This window comes from Nitrospirota bacterium (genome assembly GCA_020846775.1).
Taxonomy (GTDB): domain Bacteria; phylum Nitrospirota; class 9FT-COMBO-42-15; order HDB-SIOI813; family HDB-SIOI813; genus RBG-16-43-11.
Genome location: JADLDG010000072.1, coordinates 1 through 17,689, shown reverse-complemented (window position 1 = coordinate 17,689; position 17,689 = coordinate 1). Strand labels below are relative to the sequence as shown.

The following is a 17,689-nucleotide window of genomic DNA, read 5'->3' as shown; positions in this document are numbered from 1 at the left end:
GTCCTGTAAATCTCGGCCGTGGAGAAGAACATCCGTTCCTTGGCAGGGAACTGTCACTACCTAAACGCTACAGCGAGGAGATGGCCTGGGTCATGGACCAGGAGATTCAGAAGATGATAATTGATGCAGAATCAAAGGCAACTGAGATATTGAGTGGAAAAAGAGCTGCGCTTGATGCCCTTGCAGAAGCACTGATTAAGGAAGAAATCCTCGATAGGGCCGATGTGGAGAGGATAATAGAGGGTTCTAAAGAATAGGAGCATCCATGCCTCATTGATCATCATGGTTTTTTTTATCTTTCTTCATCTTTCTGGCCAGATTCAGACCTGCAGATGACAGACTGTGGTCCCGTGCCTTAAATTCCGGTTTCAGCGATTCTACTTCCTCCCCTAACTCAACATTTATGGAGGAAGATTTCTTGACTGCCAGCACCTGAGATGGATAGACGCTCCTGTGTCCGGTCATCAGGAAGCTTATAACACAGGACACCGCGCAATAAGGGGCTATTTTGGGTCCAAAGAGTTCCACGGCCAGAATACTTGCTGCGATAGGTGTATTGGCTGCCCCTGCCAATACACTGACCAGTCCAATCGCAGCAAAGGTGGCAATGTCCTCTCCCAGGACTCCGGCAAAGAGGCTTCCTGCGCTGGAACCAATAAAGAATATAGGGGTGATGATCCCACCGCTTCCATGAAAACAGAGGGTAATGCTTGTAAAAACAGACTTTAAGATAAAATCATACCAGGCCGCCTGTCCGCCCTGAAGATAAAACTCTATTGTTTCTAAACCGAGTCCGAGATATCTCGTGGAAAAAATGAGGGTAAGCATGACTATGATAACACCGCCTACCACACCTTGCAGCGGAGACCACAACCTGATTTTCCTGGACCCACTATCCACTATTTTCATTGCTTCTATCAGCATAAAGGAACAGAGACCAAAGAATATACCGGCAATGACGACTTTCATGAAAAACAACTTGCTGAAGACATGAACAAATTCGAAAGGATGATAAAAATAGGTAATACCCAGTGCCGACGAAACCTGATAGCTTATCAGGCCTGAGATGAATGATGGAAGAAGAACATCATAAAGTATACTTCCGACGAAGAGAACCTCCACACCAAAAATTGCACCGGCTATTGGAGTTCCGAATACAGATGCGAATCCCGCGCTTATACCGCATATCACCAGTTTTTTGCGATCCTGATCATCAAATCTGAAAATACTGGCAAACATTGATGAAAGCCCCCCTCCTATCTGGGCACAGGGACCTTCTTTTCCAGCGGAACCCCCGGAAGCAATGGTCAATATGGTGATGGCTAACTTAAGAGGGATGACTACCCCCCTTATTTTACCCGAATATTTATGAATCGCTTCGATCACTTTCTCGGTTCCGTGTCCCGCAGCCTCAGGTGCAAAATATTTGACCATGAAAGCGCTAATGAATAAGGTAAGGGGGAGGAAGAGAAAATAATAAGAATATTGACCGGTGAAAGCAATACTTTTATTTAACGAGATTATAAACAGAGTAGTTGCTGACCCCACAATGAGGCCAATCACTGTCGCAAGAAAGACCCATTTCAGGATACTGATGAATAGGACTGTCTGTTCTTCAATGCTCTTGTACATTATTTATCATTCTGTGAATAACGATTCAGTTTAGCATATTCTACTCATGGACATATTAATAAATTGCAGAATTCAGGGATCCCCTGGCTATTCTTTCCGGGCTATTCTTTAATGTACATGAAGTTCAATCAATTTTTTTTACGGCACTTACAAACAGGATTGATGGAAAACTTCGCTGGAGTTCCTTACTGTAAAAATTGGACATGTACACGCCTTTGCTGTAGCGAATAACCGTATCAGGCCTAAGATCGGTTTTGGGACCCGCGATCCACGAAATACCATCCTTATTTCTTACCTCAATATAAGTGTATGCAGAGACCTGGATGACCTTCTGAGCCACCCCTTCATTCGGAAGTTCCAATCCCTTCCTGCTCCGTTCTTCCATTCTTGTTTTATACGCACTGGCTTCAGATTTTGTTCCCCAGAATCCGATGTCACCGTCATCATTAAATGTGGAGTAATAAACACTGGAAAAGTAGCCATCCCTGTTGGTGCCTCCTAATATATAAATCCAATTCTTATATGTAACAGCGGCAAAGGTTGCCCTCGTCTGAGGCAAGAGGGTTGGCATCAACTGCCACCCGCTGAGTCCGCCGGCCGTATCAATTCTGCTCTTCTCAATACTGTCCAGATACTCCGGTCCTGACAGCCCGCCAAGAGAATATATATAACCGTTATGGACTGCTGACGCTAATCCATAACGGCCAACCTGCAATGGGCTTGTTGTCTTCCATGCCTTATAAGATTTCCCCTCTTTATCAAAGCCTGACCATTCGACATCAGTGATGCCTATGCCCTTAATCTGGTCGTGTCCGCCTATTATGTAGATGTTATTCTCCCACTTCTGGATACCATGAATGTAGCGGGGTATGGTCATTCTCTCTTTTTCTATACTCCAATCCCCTGTGTTCCCATCTACCAGAAACCCGGCCTTTTCAACACTGTCAAGCAGGGCTCCGCCATATCCGCCAAAAGAATAGATTTCATTGCCAACAACTGCCACTTCATTGCAGCGCCTGGGAATTACTAATTGATATTTTTCTTTTTCCCAGGCGCCAAGACTTCCATCTGACTGGATATGTGCCCTTTCAACTGAACGCAGCAGATCTTGTCCATAAGCACCTTTGCCTCCGCCTACCACGTAAATATAGTCCCTGTAGACTGCTGCCCCTATGAATCCTCTCTCCTCATTGAGTTTTGGCCCGGTTTGCCAGGGCCCCAAAGAGCCATCGGATTGAATTTTTGCATAAGCAGTTGTGTCGAGAAATGTCTTTCCATCTACGCCGCCGATCACATAAATGATACCATTGACAATGACAACACCAGCTCCTACCCGCGGCGTGCTAAGAGAACTCGTCTCTTTCCAATCGTTGATCCAGACCTTTTTATTGTGATTACAACCAGGAAGAAGGATAAAGAAGAAAAGGGATATTATAACAGATGTATAATGAGACAATTTAAAGTGCATATTATGCGGGCATAATAACAACTTGGAAGTTGTAATGTCAAGACAACGCGGGCAGTCAGTAATGATTACAATAATATTACATCTGACTTAAATTATATAATGCCACTTATTATCATCGCTGGCCTTTTTAGTTGCAACAGGGCAATGAGAGCATAGGTCGCCGCCAAGCATATTGTGGGCGTCACGGACTGCAGCAAGGGTGCTTGACCACGCAGCATCACTTTCAGTATATATACGGTTTGGTCCAAGCCGTGTTGTAAGTCCTATATTTTCAAAGACCTTGAACATGTCCTGCCTGATCCCGCACAACAAGACAGTTATTCCATTGTGTTCCATACGCTCCAGGAAGTCTTCCAGCAGGCTCAGACAGACCGCGTCCGGATTACGCACCCTTTTCAGCCTCAGCACTATGATGCGAATACCCTCAACGGTTCGGTGCTCAATCCTCAACAGCGCCTTTTCAAGGTTCTGAGCCGACCCAAAGAACAACTCACCCTCCATGTCATATATCAACATGCGGTTGCAGTGAGGATCACCGTGCATCCTGTCCCGAATTACCCTGTCAGAGGTAATTATCAGTTCAGTAAGATGCATCATTGCAGCACGCGGCACATAAAATATAAACGAGAGGAATGTACCGATCATTACGCAGAATTCCACTGATACTGCAACAGCAGAAAAAGCTGTGGCCAGAACAATGCCTGCATCAAACCTTGTGGTTCTTATGTAATACTTAAGCCTTTCATAATCAAGCATTCGCCATGCAGACACAATCAGGATCCCTGCCAGGGTTGCACGCGGTATATATTGTGCGAGAGGTGCAAACAACAGGACGAAGGCCCCCACTGCTACAGCGGAAAACACACCCGACCATTGTGTCGCAGCACCGGCATGGTGATTGATGGCCGATCTTGTAAGTGATCCTGAACCGGGAAAACACTGAAAAAAACTTCCGGTGAGGTTCGCCAGACCTTCACTGAGGCATTGCTGGTTAATATCAAGTTTTTGTTTGGTGTTGGCGGCTATAGCCTTTGCCATTGAGATCGCCTCAAGCAAGCCCAATATAGCAATTGCGAGGGCACTACCTGATAGTTGTCGCACCTGGCCCCAGTTACCGGACGGAATAACAAATGACGGCAGTTCACGCGGAACTTCGCCAACAACTGCAATTCCATGCTTAATTTCAGCGCTATTCGAACTTTCCTGAGCCAGATCAAACCCCCATACAATTGCTGCAGTAATAATAATAACGATCATTAACTCAGGTATCTGCCTGCCTATACGGCTGCTCAACCAGCGTATGCTTATAATAAACACTATGGTGCCTATTCCTATCGCCAGTGTCTGCCCATCAATAGGACCGCCCTCGGTTATAGTCAGATAAAACCTCTTGACGAAGTGGTCTTCAGGTACTCCGCCGCCTGAAAGTCCAACCAGGTTCTTGAGCTGGTCAAGGACAAGAAGGACCGCTGCCCCGGCTGTAAATCCTACAATCACTGAATTCGAAATATAGCGTGACAAATCGCCCAGCCTGAATAGTGTAATGCCGATCTGTATAAGTCCTATAAAAAGGGCAAGAAGTACTGCCATCGCAATCCGGTCTGATTCGGCAAATGGCCCAAGTGCACTGAGCAATGCGATGGAAATAGCATTGGTAGGACCATTGATAAGGTGTTTGGATGAGTCAAAAAGGGCGCCTACCGCAGTCATCACAATGGCCGTGTAAAGACCGTATTTAACCGGGATGCCTGCAATGGCAGCATATGCCATTGCCTGAGGTATTGCAACAGCAGCGACAGTCAGCCCTGCCATAAGGTCCCTGTAGAATAAGTTAGGAGAATATTTCCTGAGGGAATCGAGTGCTGGAACAAGCCTGAACAGGCGATGAGTCAGGAGTCTGTATTTCATAATGTCAGGGGTTAAGCCTTGCATTATAGCATTGCAATGCTATAATGCAAGGCCTGTGACCACCCTTTTTAATAAATACTTCCTTATCTTTATAATTGCAATACTATCCTTTGCTTACCCTCCATATCTATTTGCCAAAACCGCTGCAAAGATATCATTCTCGTCACAAAACTTAAAACAGGGAGAGGTACTGCTGGTAAATGTTGAGGACACGCATGGGATAAAGATGCTGTCCGGGTCCATGTTTAATAAACCGGTCAATTTCTATAAAAATGTCCGGGGCAGTAAATATTCAGCATTGATTGGAATTGACATGGATACAAAACCGGATCGTTATAAACTCACACTTACTATTGAGGACAGAAATGGGAAAACCAGGAAGGAGTATCAATTCAGGATTAAATCTGCCAATTTCGGGACACAGAAGCTAACCCTCCCCCCGTCCAAGGTAACACTGGATGAGGAAACATTAAAGCAGGTAGATATTGAGAAAGAAAAGATTGGAAGGGTATGGGAGATCTTCACAGAGGACCGTTTATGGAATGGCAAATTCCTACCGCCTGTCGCAGGAGACATGTCAGATGATTTCGGTTTAAGGAGGATCATCAATGGGGAACAGAAAAGTCCCCACACAGGTGTTGATGTTGATGCCCCTGAAGGTGCACCAGTTAAGGCATCAAACAGCGGCAGGGCCATTTTCAAAGATGACCAGTTCTTCAGTGGTAAGACGCTGATCATTGACCACGGCCTCGGCCTCTTCACAATGTATTTCCACCTGTCAGAGATTCTGGTTGAGGAGGGGGCATATGTTAAGAAGGGAGAGGTTGTTGCAAAGGTCGGCAAGACAGGAAGGGCAACAGGACCGCACCTTCACTGGGGAGTCAGGCTCAACAACGCAAGGATAAACCCTCTGTCCATCATAAACCTCAAGTCATTGGAGTGAAACTACCAGCTCAATAAATGGATAACAAGTTGTCACAAGAATCGAGTCTGTCATCCTGAACTTGTTTCAGGAACTCAAATGCTGCAGCGTTAGAAGATTCTGAATCATTTTGCCGGAGTGGCCTTAATGCATTCCATCTCGAGTTTGAGAGTTATCTCGTCGCCGACAACCATCCCACCGCTGTCCAGCAGTTTGCTCCAGTTCATCCCGAAGTCTTTTCTGTTCAACTTTCCCTCTCCTGTAAACCCTGCACGCGTATTTCCATAAGGGTCCTTAACAATACCGTTAAACTTCCCAGTCAGTGTGACCTCTTTGGTTACACCCAGCATTGTCAGATCACCGATTGCAATAATGTTGCTTCCCTCTTTACGCGAATACTTCATCTTGTATGTCATTGTAGGAAATTTCTCAACGTTAAAGAAATCTTCATTTTTGAGATGGTCATCCCGCTTTTCATGCATGGTATTTACCGATGCCGTGTTAATTACAGCTTCTATAGCCTTAATCTTCAATCCATCAGGATCCATTTCCACGAAACCATTATAGTCTGTAAACCGGCCCTTTGTCTTTGAAACCACCATGTGGGCAACACTGAACTCTATAGAGGAGTGATCCGGGTCAATATCATACCGGGCAAGCTCAGCCCTGCTGATACCAGAGCCAAAGATTAGAAAAAAAGTGAGAAGTAACAAAACACCCAGACTTATTTTAGATTTACGAATCATTTTCCCCTCCTGATGAATTGAATAACTATGAGAATCAAGCGCTGGGCAGACTTTACCTGCCAAAAAAGACATTATTGGCGGACAGCCTTCTCACCTCATGGCTTTAGAAGGAATGTAACAGAAAATAGAGATTAATGCAATGACTTGCGCAGCAGATACCGAACCTTTGAGACAAGCAGACCCAGAGCCAGCTGGCCAACCGGGTATTCACTGGCAGCAACATCTGCTCTTTTTGTCTGATTCACGACAGCATCATCTGCTGTAAGCAGGATCACCGGGGTCATTATCCCCTTCTCCCTAAGTGCGCTCAGTGTTGTTAATCCGTCCATCAACGGGAGGATGACATCCATGATAATGACATCGTTTGGATGCTGTTCCGCCTTAGACATCCCGTCCGTACCGTCACCTGCAATATCAACAAAGTGACCGTCCATTTCAAGCCCCTCTTTAAGGGTTGATGCAAGAGTCTGCTCGTCTTCCACTAAAAGAATATTCATGTGTCACCTCCATATACTTCAGCATGCTTATAACTGACTGTACTGAACAGTTCAGTTAATTCATGCATATTACCTCAGGGCTATCAGTATACAGGGTTAAACATTAAAGATGGATTAAGAACAGCAACTCACTCATTACCTGTTTTAGGGAGGTTTTTGAGCGACCGCTGCAGCTCATCCTCCGGATAGTCAAAATCCTTTAATTCACCGGCCATGTATTTCTGATATGATGTCAGGTCAAAATGTCCGTGCCCGCTCGCATTGAATACTATTACCCTGGCCTCGCCGGTTTCCTTGCAGCGCAGTGCCTCGTCCATAGTTGCCCTGACTGCATGCGCTGTCTCAGGTGCAGGGAGATGCCCTTCGGCCCTTGTAAAACTAAGCGCTGCTTCAAACACCGGATTCTGATGGTACGCCCTTGCTTCGATCAAACCAAGGTCATACATGTGGCACACTATCGGGGCCATGCCATGATAACGAAGGCCTCCTGCATGGATAGGGGCCGGCATGAAATCATGACCAAGCGTAAACATCTTGATCAGCGGCGTTGTACAAGCAGTATCTCCGAAATCATAACGATAAAGCCCTTTTGTCAGAGTAGGACAAGCTGTAGGTTCAACGGCAATCACCTTAATATCCCTCCCGTCAATGATCTTATCTCTCACAAAGGGAATCGCCAAACCTGCAAAATTAGATCCTCCGCCCGCACAACCTATGACAACATCCGGATATTCTCCGACCTTTTCAAATTGTATTTTCGTCTCAAGTCCTATAACTGTCTGGTGAAGCATTACGTGGTTTAACACACTACCCAGAGAATATTTGGTATCATCCCGGCTTGCCGCTTCTTCAACCGCCTCGCTAATGGCTATACCAAGTGAGCCTGGCGTATCAGGATACTTTTCCAGGATTTTCCTTCCTGCAGCGGTTTCATTGCTCGGGCTGGAGATACACTTAGCGCCCCATGCCTCCATCATGATGCGGCGATAGGGTTTCTGATCATAACTGACCCGCACCATATAGACCTTACATTCTATTCCAAAGAGATTACAGGCAAAGGCAAGTGCACTCCCCCATTGACCTGCGCCTGTCTCAGTTGTAATTCTCGTGATACCGGCCTTTTTATTATAATATGCCTGAGCAACGGCTGTATTCGGCTTGTGGCTTCCTGCAGGGCTGACCCCTTCCCATTTGTAGTAGATCCTGGCAGGAGTACCAAGGGCCTTTTCCCAACGTCTCGCCCTTACAAGAGGGGAAGGACGCCACAATCTGTATACATCCCTTACTTCCTTTGGTATCTCTATGAATCTCTCCTGGCTGACCTCCTGCATAATCAGGTCCATAGGAAAGAGGGGGGCTAAGTCATCCGGACCAATAGGCTGTCCAGTCCCTGGATGAAGTACCGGTGGTAAAGGCTTTGGGAAATCCGCAACTATATTGTACCAGTGAGTAGGCATTTCATCTTCAGATAGAAATATCTTTGTATCATCCACAGTGTGATCCTCCATTCACAAAAACATAGACAGCCATGTTGGGGACAGATATTAATTCTGTCCCCTGAAAACATACCTGTTCCATAATAATATGTCTTTTATTTTGCGTCGAGCAATTTTGCCGTCTTTCTTACATCAGCAGGCTTTACCCAGAAGATAACGCCGTAGCGCCCTCCCCCGGCAACTATTGCATCCAGTGCAGTAATATTAATCTTTGCCTCAGCTACTTTAGTCATAATCCCGGAGACAGCGCCAACCCGGTCATTACCCTGCACTAAGAAACCGGTTTTCTTCGGACTAAGCCTGAGACCTGCTGTCTTTGCAGCCTTCTTAAACAGCGCCTCATCCTCAGGAATAAAATCCATTTGAGCACGCCTGCCGCTGGGGAACCCGCTGAATGCAAGCATATTAACCCCTCCTGCCTTGAAGGCACTGAGAATCCTGGCCCCCTCTCCGGGCTTATCAGGAACTTCAGTCTTATAATATACAACTTTACGAATTACATCTGCCATAGTACACCTCCTCTGTTTTTATTCATCTTTGGTTATACCTTATATTGCATTCACGGTCAATAAAACATAGAATGTTGGAATAACCCCGGTGAGCGATGGAAGAACTTCTGCAGGCATTTAAGCACTTAAAACAATCTCTTCCCGACTATGAAGAAAGACCTCAGCAGATTAAAATGGCGGGGCAGGTCTTCGCATGTCTTCAGGATAAAAAGAGGTTCCTTATTGAGGCAGGAACAGGTGTCGGCAAGTCATTTGCCTATCTTATCCCGGCAATACTCTCTCAGGAAAAGACGATAGTCTCGACTGTTTCTATAGCTTTGCAGGAACAGCTTGTGAAAAAAGACCTGGTATTCCTTCATGAAAACCTCCCATATGACTTCACCTTCGCACTACTCAAGGGTAAGAATAATTATCTCTGCCTGAAGCGGGAGAAAGAGTATGCTGACACTGGAGAGGCTTATAAGAAATTCAAGAAGTGGTGCGATTCAACCAGGTCAGGAGATAAGGACGAACTCCACTTTATACCTGACTTCTGGGGAAGTGTCTCTGCTGACCCTGATGACTGCAGTGGAAAGTTGTGCCCCTGGTACGAGGAATGTTTTTATTACCGCCATTACAGGCAGCTGCACAATGCAGACATACTTGTAGTGAACCACCATCTGCTCGTATATGACCTCCTATCTGAATTCAATCTCCTACCTTTTCACAGCCGGTTAATAATTGATGAGGCGCATCAGATGGAAAATGTGCTTTCTGCTGTCATGGGAAGTACTATCAGCTTTTCAAGGATATCGTGGATCCTTCACAGGTTAAGGGGCTTAAAGATATATGTTGATGAATTGTTTGGCCCGGTAGAGTCTTTCTTCAGGGGGAGCGCATCATTTCAGGGAAATAGAAATTCATCGGCTCAGTGCATATTTCCTGTCCCTGATACCGTTATTGAGGGACTGCGAAATCTTCATGGAATGCTCTCGCTTGATACTGCCGTCATGAGACTGGAATCATACAAACGGACAGCAGCAACTACTATGAGCGAACAGCCGGGAAATCCCAATATCGAACTATTCAACATAGCCTCCCCTGAATTGACAGACCGTATTGAAACGACTATTAACTATGTTAAGGCTGTATCAAAGGATATCCGGGATTTTATTGAGCAGTGTGACACTGACAAGGTTTATTACTTGACCTGGAATAAGGGGTATCTGGAATTTAGAAGTGATATGGTTGAGGTAATGAGGCCTTTTGAAGTCCTTACAAAAGGATATGATGGTGTCGTAATGACTTCTGCCACGCTTTCAGTAATGAACAGTTTTGATTTTTTAAAGGAGCGTCTCGGCATCACAGACTTTGAAGAAAATGTGATCGAATCACCATTCGATTATCAAAAGCAGGCGCTCCTTTATGTTGACAAAGAGCTGCCGCCGCCAGCTAAGGAAAACAGCGAGATATTTAATCAGAAATCCGTAGCGGTAATCGAGAGACTGATCAACAGCTCCAGGGGAAGGGCGCTTGTGTTGTTCACTTCATACAATCACCTCCGGCTTGTCTCAAAAAATATCAATACGGAGTACCCATGCAAATCACAGGGGGATATGCCCCCTTCAAAACTTATTAAGTGGTTTAAAGAAACAGATAATCCGGTTCTCCTTGCGACCACAACCTTCTGGCAGGGAATTGATATAAGGGGAGAGCAGTTGAGCCTGGTAGTAATCATTAAACTCCCATTCCGGTCACCGGGTGACCCGGTTTATGAAGAGCGTTGCAGGAGGCTCGGTGAACGCTGGTTTTCACACCTCGCCCTCCCGTCAGCAATACTGCTTCTGCGGCAGGGTGTAGGACGGCTTATCAGGGGGACAAGTGACAGAGGGGTGGTTGCCATACTTGATTCCCGTCTTGTCAGAAATTCTTACGGAAAGATGATCATATCATCACTGCCGGCGATGGATATTGTTCATTCTGCAGAAGATGTAGAACGTTTCTTTAAGGATATTCCTTAATCAAGCCCCTCATAAACAATTATCCCGCCAAGGTGACCCAGATATATCAAAGGCACCATAATAGAAATATTAAGAAGGATAAAAAGCACACTTAGAATGTCTCCCCGCACTAAAATAGATGGAGAGAGATAGTGCCATAAGGTCGAGCATCCTCCGATAATAAATACCACTACTCCATATTTAATCTTAGCGGCGAAGATCGGGATCATTATGCCTTTGAATCTCTTCCTCCACTCAAGGAGGCCTGTCAGATATGAAACAGGCACACTGAAGGTAGCCAGCACCATAATGTAGAAATATGTTTGATGGAATGAGGTGTTGCCAAACAAGAGAAACAGAAACATGAAGAGTATAGCAACAGGATACAGGGAGTTTGTAAAATGGATAAAAATAGAATGGATATGAATATCCTTCTGCTGTATCCGGTTCCATAAGGTCGGCAGCTTCCCCTCTAACGGATTTGGCGATGAGCTTGCCGCCGACCCCGCTGATTCACTAACAACCTCTTCATCCCAGACAAAGCCTTCCGGAGGCAGATTCCTGCCTTCCCACAATATCTTATCCCCGAAATAGTAAACTTCATAGACATCCTCAACCGTCACCTTCGGCGGGTTAGACTTTTCATTCAACACAACATCCTTAAGTTCAGCCTTGATTGCCCCCATAACACTTTCAAGTGCTTCTGAGCTGTCGTTTGCTTCTATGAACCTTGCAGCATAGAAACCATTTTGCTTCACCTGACTGCCTGATTTAATCAGAAAATTCGTCCCTCTTATGCAAACTTCAAACTTTTTCATTTAATCCCTCTCGACATTGTATGCAGCATTCAAAGACGATAACCCCATGATTCCTGAAATTTGAACCTGTATTGTCTTATATTTTAATCAAAGGTGTAAGCTCAGGACTCTTCATATCATCTTTATAAGAAACGTGCTCAAGAAATAATCCAGATGGCGGAGCAGTAAGCTTAGCCGGCTCAGCTGATTTTGTTTTTATAAACTCCTCAACTTTTCCAATTGTAAGTTTTCCTCTGCCAACCTCAGCAAGCACACCGACAACCCTTCTGACCATTTTCCAGATAAAATGCGAACCTGTAATTCGTATTAATATCAGATCCCCGGATTCCTTAATCTGTATCTCCTCCACCTTGACTCTGGTTGATTTCTCTTCGGGATCATCATCCGTAAATGATTTAAAATCCTTCATCCCGACAAATAATTCCGCAGCCTGTTTCATCTTTTCAATATCAAGTTTATCTTTTATCCACCACACATATTTCTTGCCAAATGCGGTTCTCCTTCGGGATATCTGATAAACATAACTCCTGCAGACTGCATCATGCCTTGCATGGAAACTCTGCGGCGCCTTTTCAACTCCGAGAATATTTATATCAGCAGGCATTTCATCGTTAAGTTTCATCCTGATAATTTCCGGAGGGAGTTTCGTTTTAACCTCAAGATGTGCTACCTGCTTCAGTGCATGAACCCCTGCATCTGTCCTGCCGGAGCCTTGAAAATCAAAATCGTCCGGATAAAAGATTTTTTTAATAGCAAAGCTGATCTCACCCTGAACAGATCGGGCATTCTTCTGAATCTGCCACCCCCTGAAGCGGGTGCCTTCGTATTCGATATATAGTTTAAACCGGCTCATTATTTCCCCCAATTTAACTCATCAATTATAGTCTTTGTAAGGGAGTTTAACAAGGGAAAGGAAAAGAAGACGATTCTGCCTACATCTCATCATCCTGATAATCCCTCATTCTTTTTTTCAGCCTGACATATCCAAATATAGTTAAAAATGCCGCCATGAAAAACAAAATCAGGTAGATGTGATCAGAAATATAGGCCAGCCATATGTACTGATGCTTTCCCTTATCCCTCCTCCATTTCTTCTCAATATTTGTAAATTCTGATCCTAATTCATCTCTCACCGCATCATTGAATCCGACACCACTGCTTAATCTTGAAATGATCCCCTTTATTGATTTTGCTCCGTATCTTTGTCCGATGTAATCTACCATGCTCTTGCCCTGCTCATATGATAATATAAGGTCAGCAGGGTCAAACGGCAGATCTTCGGATATCTCTGAAAATGGCAGTAAGTTATCATTTAACATGGCCTTTTTTAAGGCATCTGTAGACCTTGGGTAAACTATTTCATTTATACCGCTGCTGACCCATTGAGACAGGCCCTCGTCAAACCACCTTGGAAGATTATTTCCTGCTATATTCTTATGGAGAATCAGGTGACACATCTCATGCATAATTATTAGCTTAAGGGTTAGTGGGTCATATCGAAATTGTGAGTAGTCTAATACAATCAGGTTTTTCCCCGGTATAGCAAATGCAGCAATTATGTCATTGTTCACTAATCTCCGGAAGGTTGTCCGATCTCTATATATGATGATGTCAAAAGGGAAATCGAAGTGGAGCCCTGTACTCTTATGAATCTCTCCCTTTAATATCGGGATTAAGCTGGAAATCTCATTAGAAACGCCACGCAAACCCTTTTCGTATTTGATTGTAACCTCATGTGTCTGTATGATTTCAAACTCAACCGAATGGGCCGGTATGGAGAACAATATAATTAGGAAGAATATAAAGATTACTGTTTTCATGTTCCTGTTGATTATTATATCAGGAACATGAAAACAATATCATTTCAGGTAGAATAAAGCGGCAAAGCACTACTGTCCGAGGTACTGCTCAAGGCGCTGTTTCCAACTCATCACAGTGGATCGGTCCGATCCGCCCTCGAAGAAGCGACCTGGAGAGAATAACGAATACTTCTCTCCGCTTCTGAGTTTTAACACGAGGTAGTACCACCCTACGTAGTTCGATTTCTTCCCGAGATAGCCGATGCCAATGTCAACGACTTCTATAAACGGAATCAATCGTTTCTTTGTGCCAAAGCGATTCGAGTCCTCTATAGTGATGCAACGCGCCTTCGGGTCAACGATAACCGTCTGCTTACCGCTCACCAGGAAACCAATGACTCCGATCAGAAGCAGGAGCAGCCCCAATAGAAACCCCGCAATGGCGTTTGTACCGGAACCACTGAAGTTGCGAAATCCGACAACCAGGACCAGGCCGACCACAGCGCCAGCCACTGAGAGCAATGTCTGATTGCCGGGATTACTCTGAGTTTTCCAGGAGTCCACGCCTATCTCCCAAGCTCCGGTGCAGTTAGTCCGATTCTGCACCATGTTATACCGCATTTGTTATCCTGTATTTACTCTATCCGAATCCGCTTTCAATAGTTCTTTTCGACAGATGCTGGAGTCTGCTTAATTCAAAAATCAAGGTATGACACCTATTTATCGGAATCACTTCCCTTGTAAATCAGAAGGATTGTCAGAAGGATTGTGGTCCGACCCCTATTAACCTCAACAAACCAACAAAATGCTCGCTCAGGGAATTTTTCAGCCGCAAACCGGTGAGCCTGATTGACAGGAAGTTCTCACCCTGTTATTTTAACCTCATATAAACAAAATCGGGGTATATTAATGACTATACTAAAATTCAAAACATTTGAAGATGCGGATAGATTTGAAAGTGCCGGGAAAGGTATAAACTGGCATTTTAATCCTGATAAGGCATATCTGCATAAAGCGCTTATATTTCACATCAAGGTTCCATTTACACATGGAGTCTATAAATTCAAAACATTTGAAGAAGCTGAAGCATGGGAAATAGGATTTTGGGTAAAGAATGGAACTAAAAAAAGAATTAGTTAGGTTGTGTGATGCACTTAATCGCGCAGGAATAAAATACATAGTAGTTGGAGGATGTGCTGTTATCCTCCATGGATATTACAGAACAACTCATGATATTGACCTTATCGTAGATGCAGCACCAGAAACGATACGTAAGATGAAAGAAGTGCTTTATAAGGTATTTGGATCTGACGATGTATTTAATATTAATGATGATGATGTTGAACAATATGCTATTGTAAGGTTTGCTCCGGAATCTGAAGAAATCGTAATTGATCTTATTGGCAAGATAGGAAATATTTCATTTGAGGTGGCTGATAAGGACAAGGAACGAATAGAGGTTGAAGGAGTAATTATCCCAGTGTGTGGTCTTTCTACACTTATTGAGACCAAGAAGAGTATAAGGCCAAAAGACAAAGAAGACCTTCTGTTTCTTATGGGTAAAAAAGAATATCTTGAAAGGCATCGTAAAATCGATCCTTAATATAAATGACGTTTAAATCTCAGCATATCAGTGTTTCGATCAATCGCCCGGCGGATCAGATTTACGAATTCGTCTCAAAGCCTGAGAATCTGCCCAAATGGGCCGCAGGACTCAGCGGTTCCATAAAGAACGTCAATGGTGACTGGATCGCCGAATCCCCGATGGGAAGAGTCAAAGTTAAATTCGCTGACAAAAATACATTCGGCATTCTGGATCACGACGTCACTTTGCCATCCGGAGCTAAAGTCTGTAACCCCATGCGCGTATTTCCCAATAACGATGGCAGTGAAATAATCTTCACGTTGTACCGGCGACCAGACATGTCAGACCAAATGTTTGACGAGGACGCAAAGGCAGTCACAAGGGATTTGGATAAGTTAAAGACCCTGCTTGAAAAATAGCCGGCCAGCCTTTATTTTTCAAATTTCGGGACCGCTACTATTTATCTTACTTATGTAGTCTGTGCGGCAACAAATAAATAGGCGCTGTCCCTATTTAAGGACCTATTGCATTGAGTGCAGGCCAAACATATTGTCTTCTGTGTCAAAAGCCAGTGAAATGAAACCGTACTCACCTATTGACGTCTTCTCTTTTAGAATACGCCCACCTGATGCCGCGACACGACCAGCCTCAATAGCACAATCTGTGCAACTGAAGTAAACCAGTGTGCTATTGCCGCCGGAAGGGACTCCTTCCATTTTGACTATGGCACCAGAGGCACCGGCACGGCCCATTGCCATCGGAAAACTCCACATCTCCATTCCAGGAGTGTTCAGCCTCTCCAACTTGACCTGGAACACGGATTCGTAAAATTTCTTCGCACGAGCAATGTCTTGCACATAGATTTCAAACCAGATAACGGGATTGTTTGTCATTGTATTTCTCCTTTTACCCCTTTTTTGTCTTTTTACTCCACTATCACTGTCCCCCTCATTAGATGACCAGAAATTGTGCAAACATAATGATATGTACCAGCGACATCAAAGGTGTGAGAATATATCCCGTTGGGTTCTATAATACCGGAGTCTAAAGGTAATCCAGTAGTTGAGCCGCCGCCTGCGGTGCATGCGGGTCCACTATCACTTGTGCTGGTTACGGTATGTTCCATAGTATCATTATTTTTCCATGTAATAGTATCACCCACTGAGATAGTGATACTGTCGGGAGAATACGCAGTTGTGCAGGCAAAAGACGCTCCAGAGATGATCGAAACAGTTGTAGTTGTATCACTGCTGCTGTCACCACCCCCGCCACCACCTCCGCAACCTGTTATCAATAAAGAGACGGCCAGTAAACAAGAGATCCCGATGGATTGAAATAGTTTCATTGTGTATCTCCTTAAATTTTTAGTAGAATAGATGTACCATTAACAGAAACTGATCGTTTTGAGTCTCGTTAGATTCTTCCATATTTTTGCGGTACTGAATCAAGACCTCTGAAAACGGGTATGGATATATATCAACTCCCAAGGTAATCCGTTGCTTAATATCTTCTGATGTATCCTGGTCAGGGTCATAGAAATCATACTTGACCTTAGCTGCCACCCCTTCTATCAACTCAGCACTGATCTCCGCATAAGCGGCATTACCGGTAGTTTTTGAACCCCCGTTCATTTCTTTATAGAGCCAGTCCCACTCCCCTAACAGGGAAAGTTCCCAGAAGTGGACGGCTGTATACGCCCCGATGTAATTATCTTTCTCACCCGCTATACCCGCTGTCTTGTTTCTATAAAAAGAACCTGCAAGCCAAAAAAGCGGTGTCTTGATCCCGCCGGTGCCTGATATCGCCTTATCCGTGTTATCGTCCGGTGCGCTGCGTGTCCCATTGAATATCGCTGCATTACCGAACCACAAACCTTTTGCAAAGCCTGCCTCAAGCCCTGCCTCGGAATCCTGACCAAAGTTATTGCCAAATCCAAGTTTGTCACGAATAAAGGAGGTGTGGTCATCCAGCTTTAAACCATAGGGCGGGAGGAACCTTCCAAATTTGATATGGGCATTGGCAGGGAGGGCATGTATAAGTCCAAAGAATTCCTTATTTCCCTGAAGTCCGTCCTGATAGTATAAAGTAAAGTTGCGATGAGGCATAAACGCGGCATATAAATCAGCCTGCATGGGAAAAAAACTATTCTTGTAGGCTGATGTATATTCAGATTGCGACAGGAGATAGGCAAATCTCAGGTCTGTCCCTAAGGCGACAAGACGATTTAGCCTTGCCTCTTTAAGTGTATCTTCATCCCCCTTGTCAAACCTCATTATCGGGAGATTTTCAAGCGAGAATTGCCAGCCGTGGTCATTTCTCATCCCCCCGCC

20 protein-coding genes are annotated in these 17,689 nt (G+C 44.5%); 6 read left to right on the top strand and 14 right to left on the bottom strand.

The window, feature by feature from the left end; translation table 11 throughout:
* Positions 1-257 (top strand): cell division protein FtsH (locus IT392_09575; protein ID MCC6544736.1); only part of this gene is annotated, 257 nt, incomplete at its 5' end.
* Between the two features lie 13 nt (positions 258-270).
* Here the strand turns inward: IT392_09575 and IT392_09570 are convergent.
* The 3 genes from IT392_09570 to IT392_09560 all read right to left on the bottom strand — a co-directional run bounded on the left by IT392_09570 (position 271) and on the right by IT392_09560 (position 5,008).
* Positions 271-1,632 (bottom strand): chloride channel protein, encoded by a 1,362-nt coding sequence (locus IT392_09570; protein MCC6544735.1) that lies wholly within the window; start codon positions 1,630-1,632, stop codon positions 271-273.
* Positions 1,633-1,756: 124 nt separating this feature from the next.
* The gene (locus IT392_09565) at positions 1,757-3,100 is read right to left on the bottom strand and encodes a hypothetical protein (protein ID MCC6544734.1); all 1,344 of its coding nucleotides are present in this window, start codon (positions 3,098-3,100) and stop codon (positions 1,757-1,759) included.
* 87 nt (positions 3,101-3,187) lie between these two features.
* Positions 3,188-5,008 (bottom strand): SulP family inorganic anion transporter, encoded by a 1,821-nt coding sequence (locus IT392_09560; protein MCC6544733.1) that lies wholly within the window; start codon positions 5,006-5,008, stop codon positions 3,188-3,190.
* Position 5,009: 1 nt separating this feature from the next.
* Between IT392_09560 and IT392_09555 the strand changes: the two genes are divergently transcribed.
* Entirely contained in the window at positions 5,010-5,951 is a 942-nt protein-coding gene (locus IT392_09555) for a M23 family metallopeptidase (GenBank protein MCC6544732.1), read from the top strand.
* 104 nt (positions 5,952-6,055) lie between these two features.
* Here the strand turns inward: IT392_09555 and IT392_09550 are convergent, their stop codons facing one another.
* The 4 genes from IT392_09550 to IT392_09535 all read right to left on the bottom strand — a co-directional run bounded on the left by IT392_09550 (position 6,056) and on the right by IT392_09535 (position 9,178).
* Positions 6,056-6,676 (bottom strand): YceI family protein, encoded by a 621-nt coding sequence (locus IT392_09550; protein ID MCC6544731.1) that lies wholly within the window; start codon positions 6,674-6,676, stop codon positions 6,056-6,058.
* Positions 6,677-6,807: 131 nt separating this feature from the next.
* Positions 6,808-7,173, bottom strand: coding sequence for a response regulator (locus IT392_09545; protein ID MCC6544730.1), 366 nt, complete (start codon positions 7,171-7,173; stop codon positions 6,808-6,810).
* Positions 7,174-7,301: 128 nt separating this feature from the next.
* Positions 7,302-8,681 (bottom strand): TrpB-like pyridoxal phosphate-dependent enzyme, encoded by a 1,380-nt coding sequence (locus IT392_09540; GenBank protein ID MCC6544729.1) that lies wholly within the window; start codon positions 8,679-8,681, stop codon positions 7,302-7,304.
* Positions 8,682-8,764: 83 nt separating this feature from the next.
* Entirely contained in the window at positions 8,765-9,178 is a 414-nt protein-coding gene (locus IT392_09535; protein ID MCC6544728.1) for a hypothetical protein, read from the bottom strand.
* Positions 9,179-9,273: 95 nt separating this feature from the next.
* Here IT392_09535 and IT392_09530 point away from each other — a divergent pair, with 95 nt between their 5' ends.
* Complete coding sequence (locus IT392_09530) at positions 9,274-11,178, top strand: hypothetical protein (GenBank protein ID MCC6544727.1); 1,905 nt, start codon at positions 9,274-9,276, stop codon at positions 11,176-11,178.
* On the opposite strand, the gene IT392_09525 is transcribed toward IT392_09530, so the two are convergent.
* The 4 genes from IT392_09525 to IT392_09510 form a co-directional block, all read right to left on the bottom strand.
* Positions 11,175-11,975 carry a hypothetical protein gene (locus tag IT392_09525; protein MCC6544726.1) on the bottom strand — a complete coding sequence of 267 codons (801 nt, stop codon included), beginning with the start codon at positions 11,973-11,975 and terminating at the stop codon, positions 11,175-11,177. The two genes, IT392_09530 and IT392_09525, sit on opposite strands and share 4 nt — an antisense overlap.
* Positions 11,976-12,051: 76 nt before the next feature.
* Positions 12,052-12,828 carry a tRNA pseudouridine(38-40) synthase TruA gene (gene truA / locus IT392_09520; protein ID MCC6544725.1) on the bottom strand — a complete coding sequence of 259 codons (777 nt, stop codon included), beginning with the start codon at positions 12,826-12,828 and terminating at the stop codon, positions 12,052-12,054.
* Positions 12,829-12,907: 79 nt separating this feature from the next.
* Positions 12,908-13,795 (bottom strand): hypothetical protein, encoded by an 888-nt coding sequence (locus IT392_09515; GenBank protein MCC6544724.1) that lies wholly within the window; start codon positions 13,793-13,795, stop codon positions 12,908-12,910.
* Positions 13,796-13,864: 69 nt separating this feature from the next.
* Positions 13,865-14,338 (bottom strand): hypothetical protein, encoded by a 474-nt coding sequence (locus IT392_09510; protein MCC6544723.1) that lies wholly within the window; start codon positions 14,336-14,338, stop codon positions 13,865-13,867.
* A 345-nt stretch (positions 14,339-14,683) separates the two neighbouring features.
* Here IT392_09510 and IT392_09505 point away from each other — a divergent pair, with 345 nt between their 5' ends.
* Genes IT392_09505 through IT392_09495 form a run of 3 tightly spaced genes read left to right on the top strand, consistent with a single transcriptional unit; the run spans position 14,684 to position 15,778 of the window.
* Complete coding sequence (locus IT392_09505) at positions 14,684-14,914, top strand: hypothetical protein (GenBank protein MCC6544722.1); 231 nt, start codon at positions 14,684-14,686, stop codon at positions 14,912-14,914.
* On the top strand, positions 14,889-15,377 hold the full coding sequence (locus IT392_09500; GenBank protein ID MCC6544721.1) for a nucleotidyltransferase: 489 nt from the start codon (positions 14,889-14,891) through the stop codon (positions 15,375-15,377). Before IT392_09505 ends, IT392_09500 begins: the two co-directional genes overlap by 26 nt.
* A gap of 5 nt (positions 15,378-15,382) precedes the next feature.
* Positions 15,383-15,778 (top strand): SRPBCC family protein, encoded by a 396-nt coding sequence (locus tag IT392_09495; GenBank protein ID MCC6544720.1) that lies wholly within the window; start codon positions 15,383-15,385, stop codon positions 15,776-15,778.
* Between the two features lie 102 nt (positions 15,779-15,880).
* Here the strand turns inward: IT392_09495 and IT392_09490 are convergent, their stop codons facing one another.
* From IT392_09490 to IT392_09480, 3 genes are read right to left on the bottom strand one after another with little or no spacing between them, the layout of a single operon-like run.
* Entirely contained in the window at positions 15,881-16,252 is a 372-nt protein-coding gene (locus IT392_09490) for a VOC family protein (GenBank protein ID MCC6544719.1), read from the bottom strand.
* Positions 16,253-16,284: 32 nt separating this feature from the next.
* Entirely contained in the window at positions 16,285-16,704 is a 420-nt protein-coding gene (locus IT392_09485; protein ID MCC6544718.1) for a cupredoxin domain-containing protein, read from the bottom strand.
* A 19-nt stretch (positions 16,705-16,723) separates the two neighbouring features.
* Positions 16,724-17,680, bottom strand: coding sequence for a hypothetical protein (locus tag IT392_09480; protein ID MCC6544717.1), 957 nt, complete (start codon positions 17,678-17,680; stop codon positions 16,724-16,726).
* Positions 17,681-17,689: the final 9 nt, after the last annotated feature.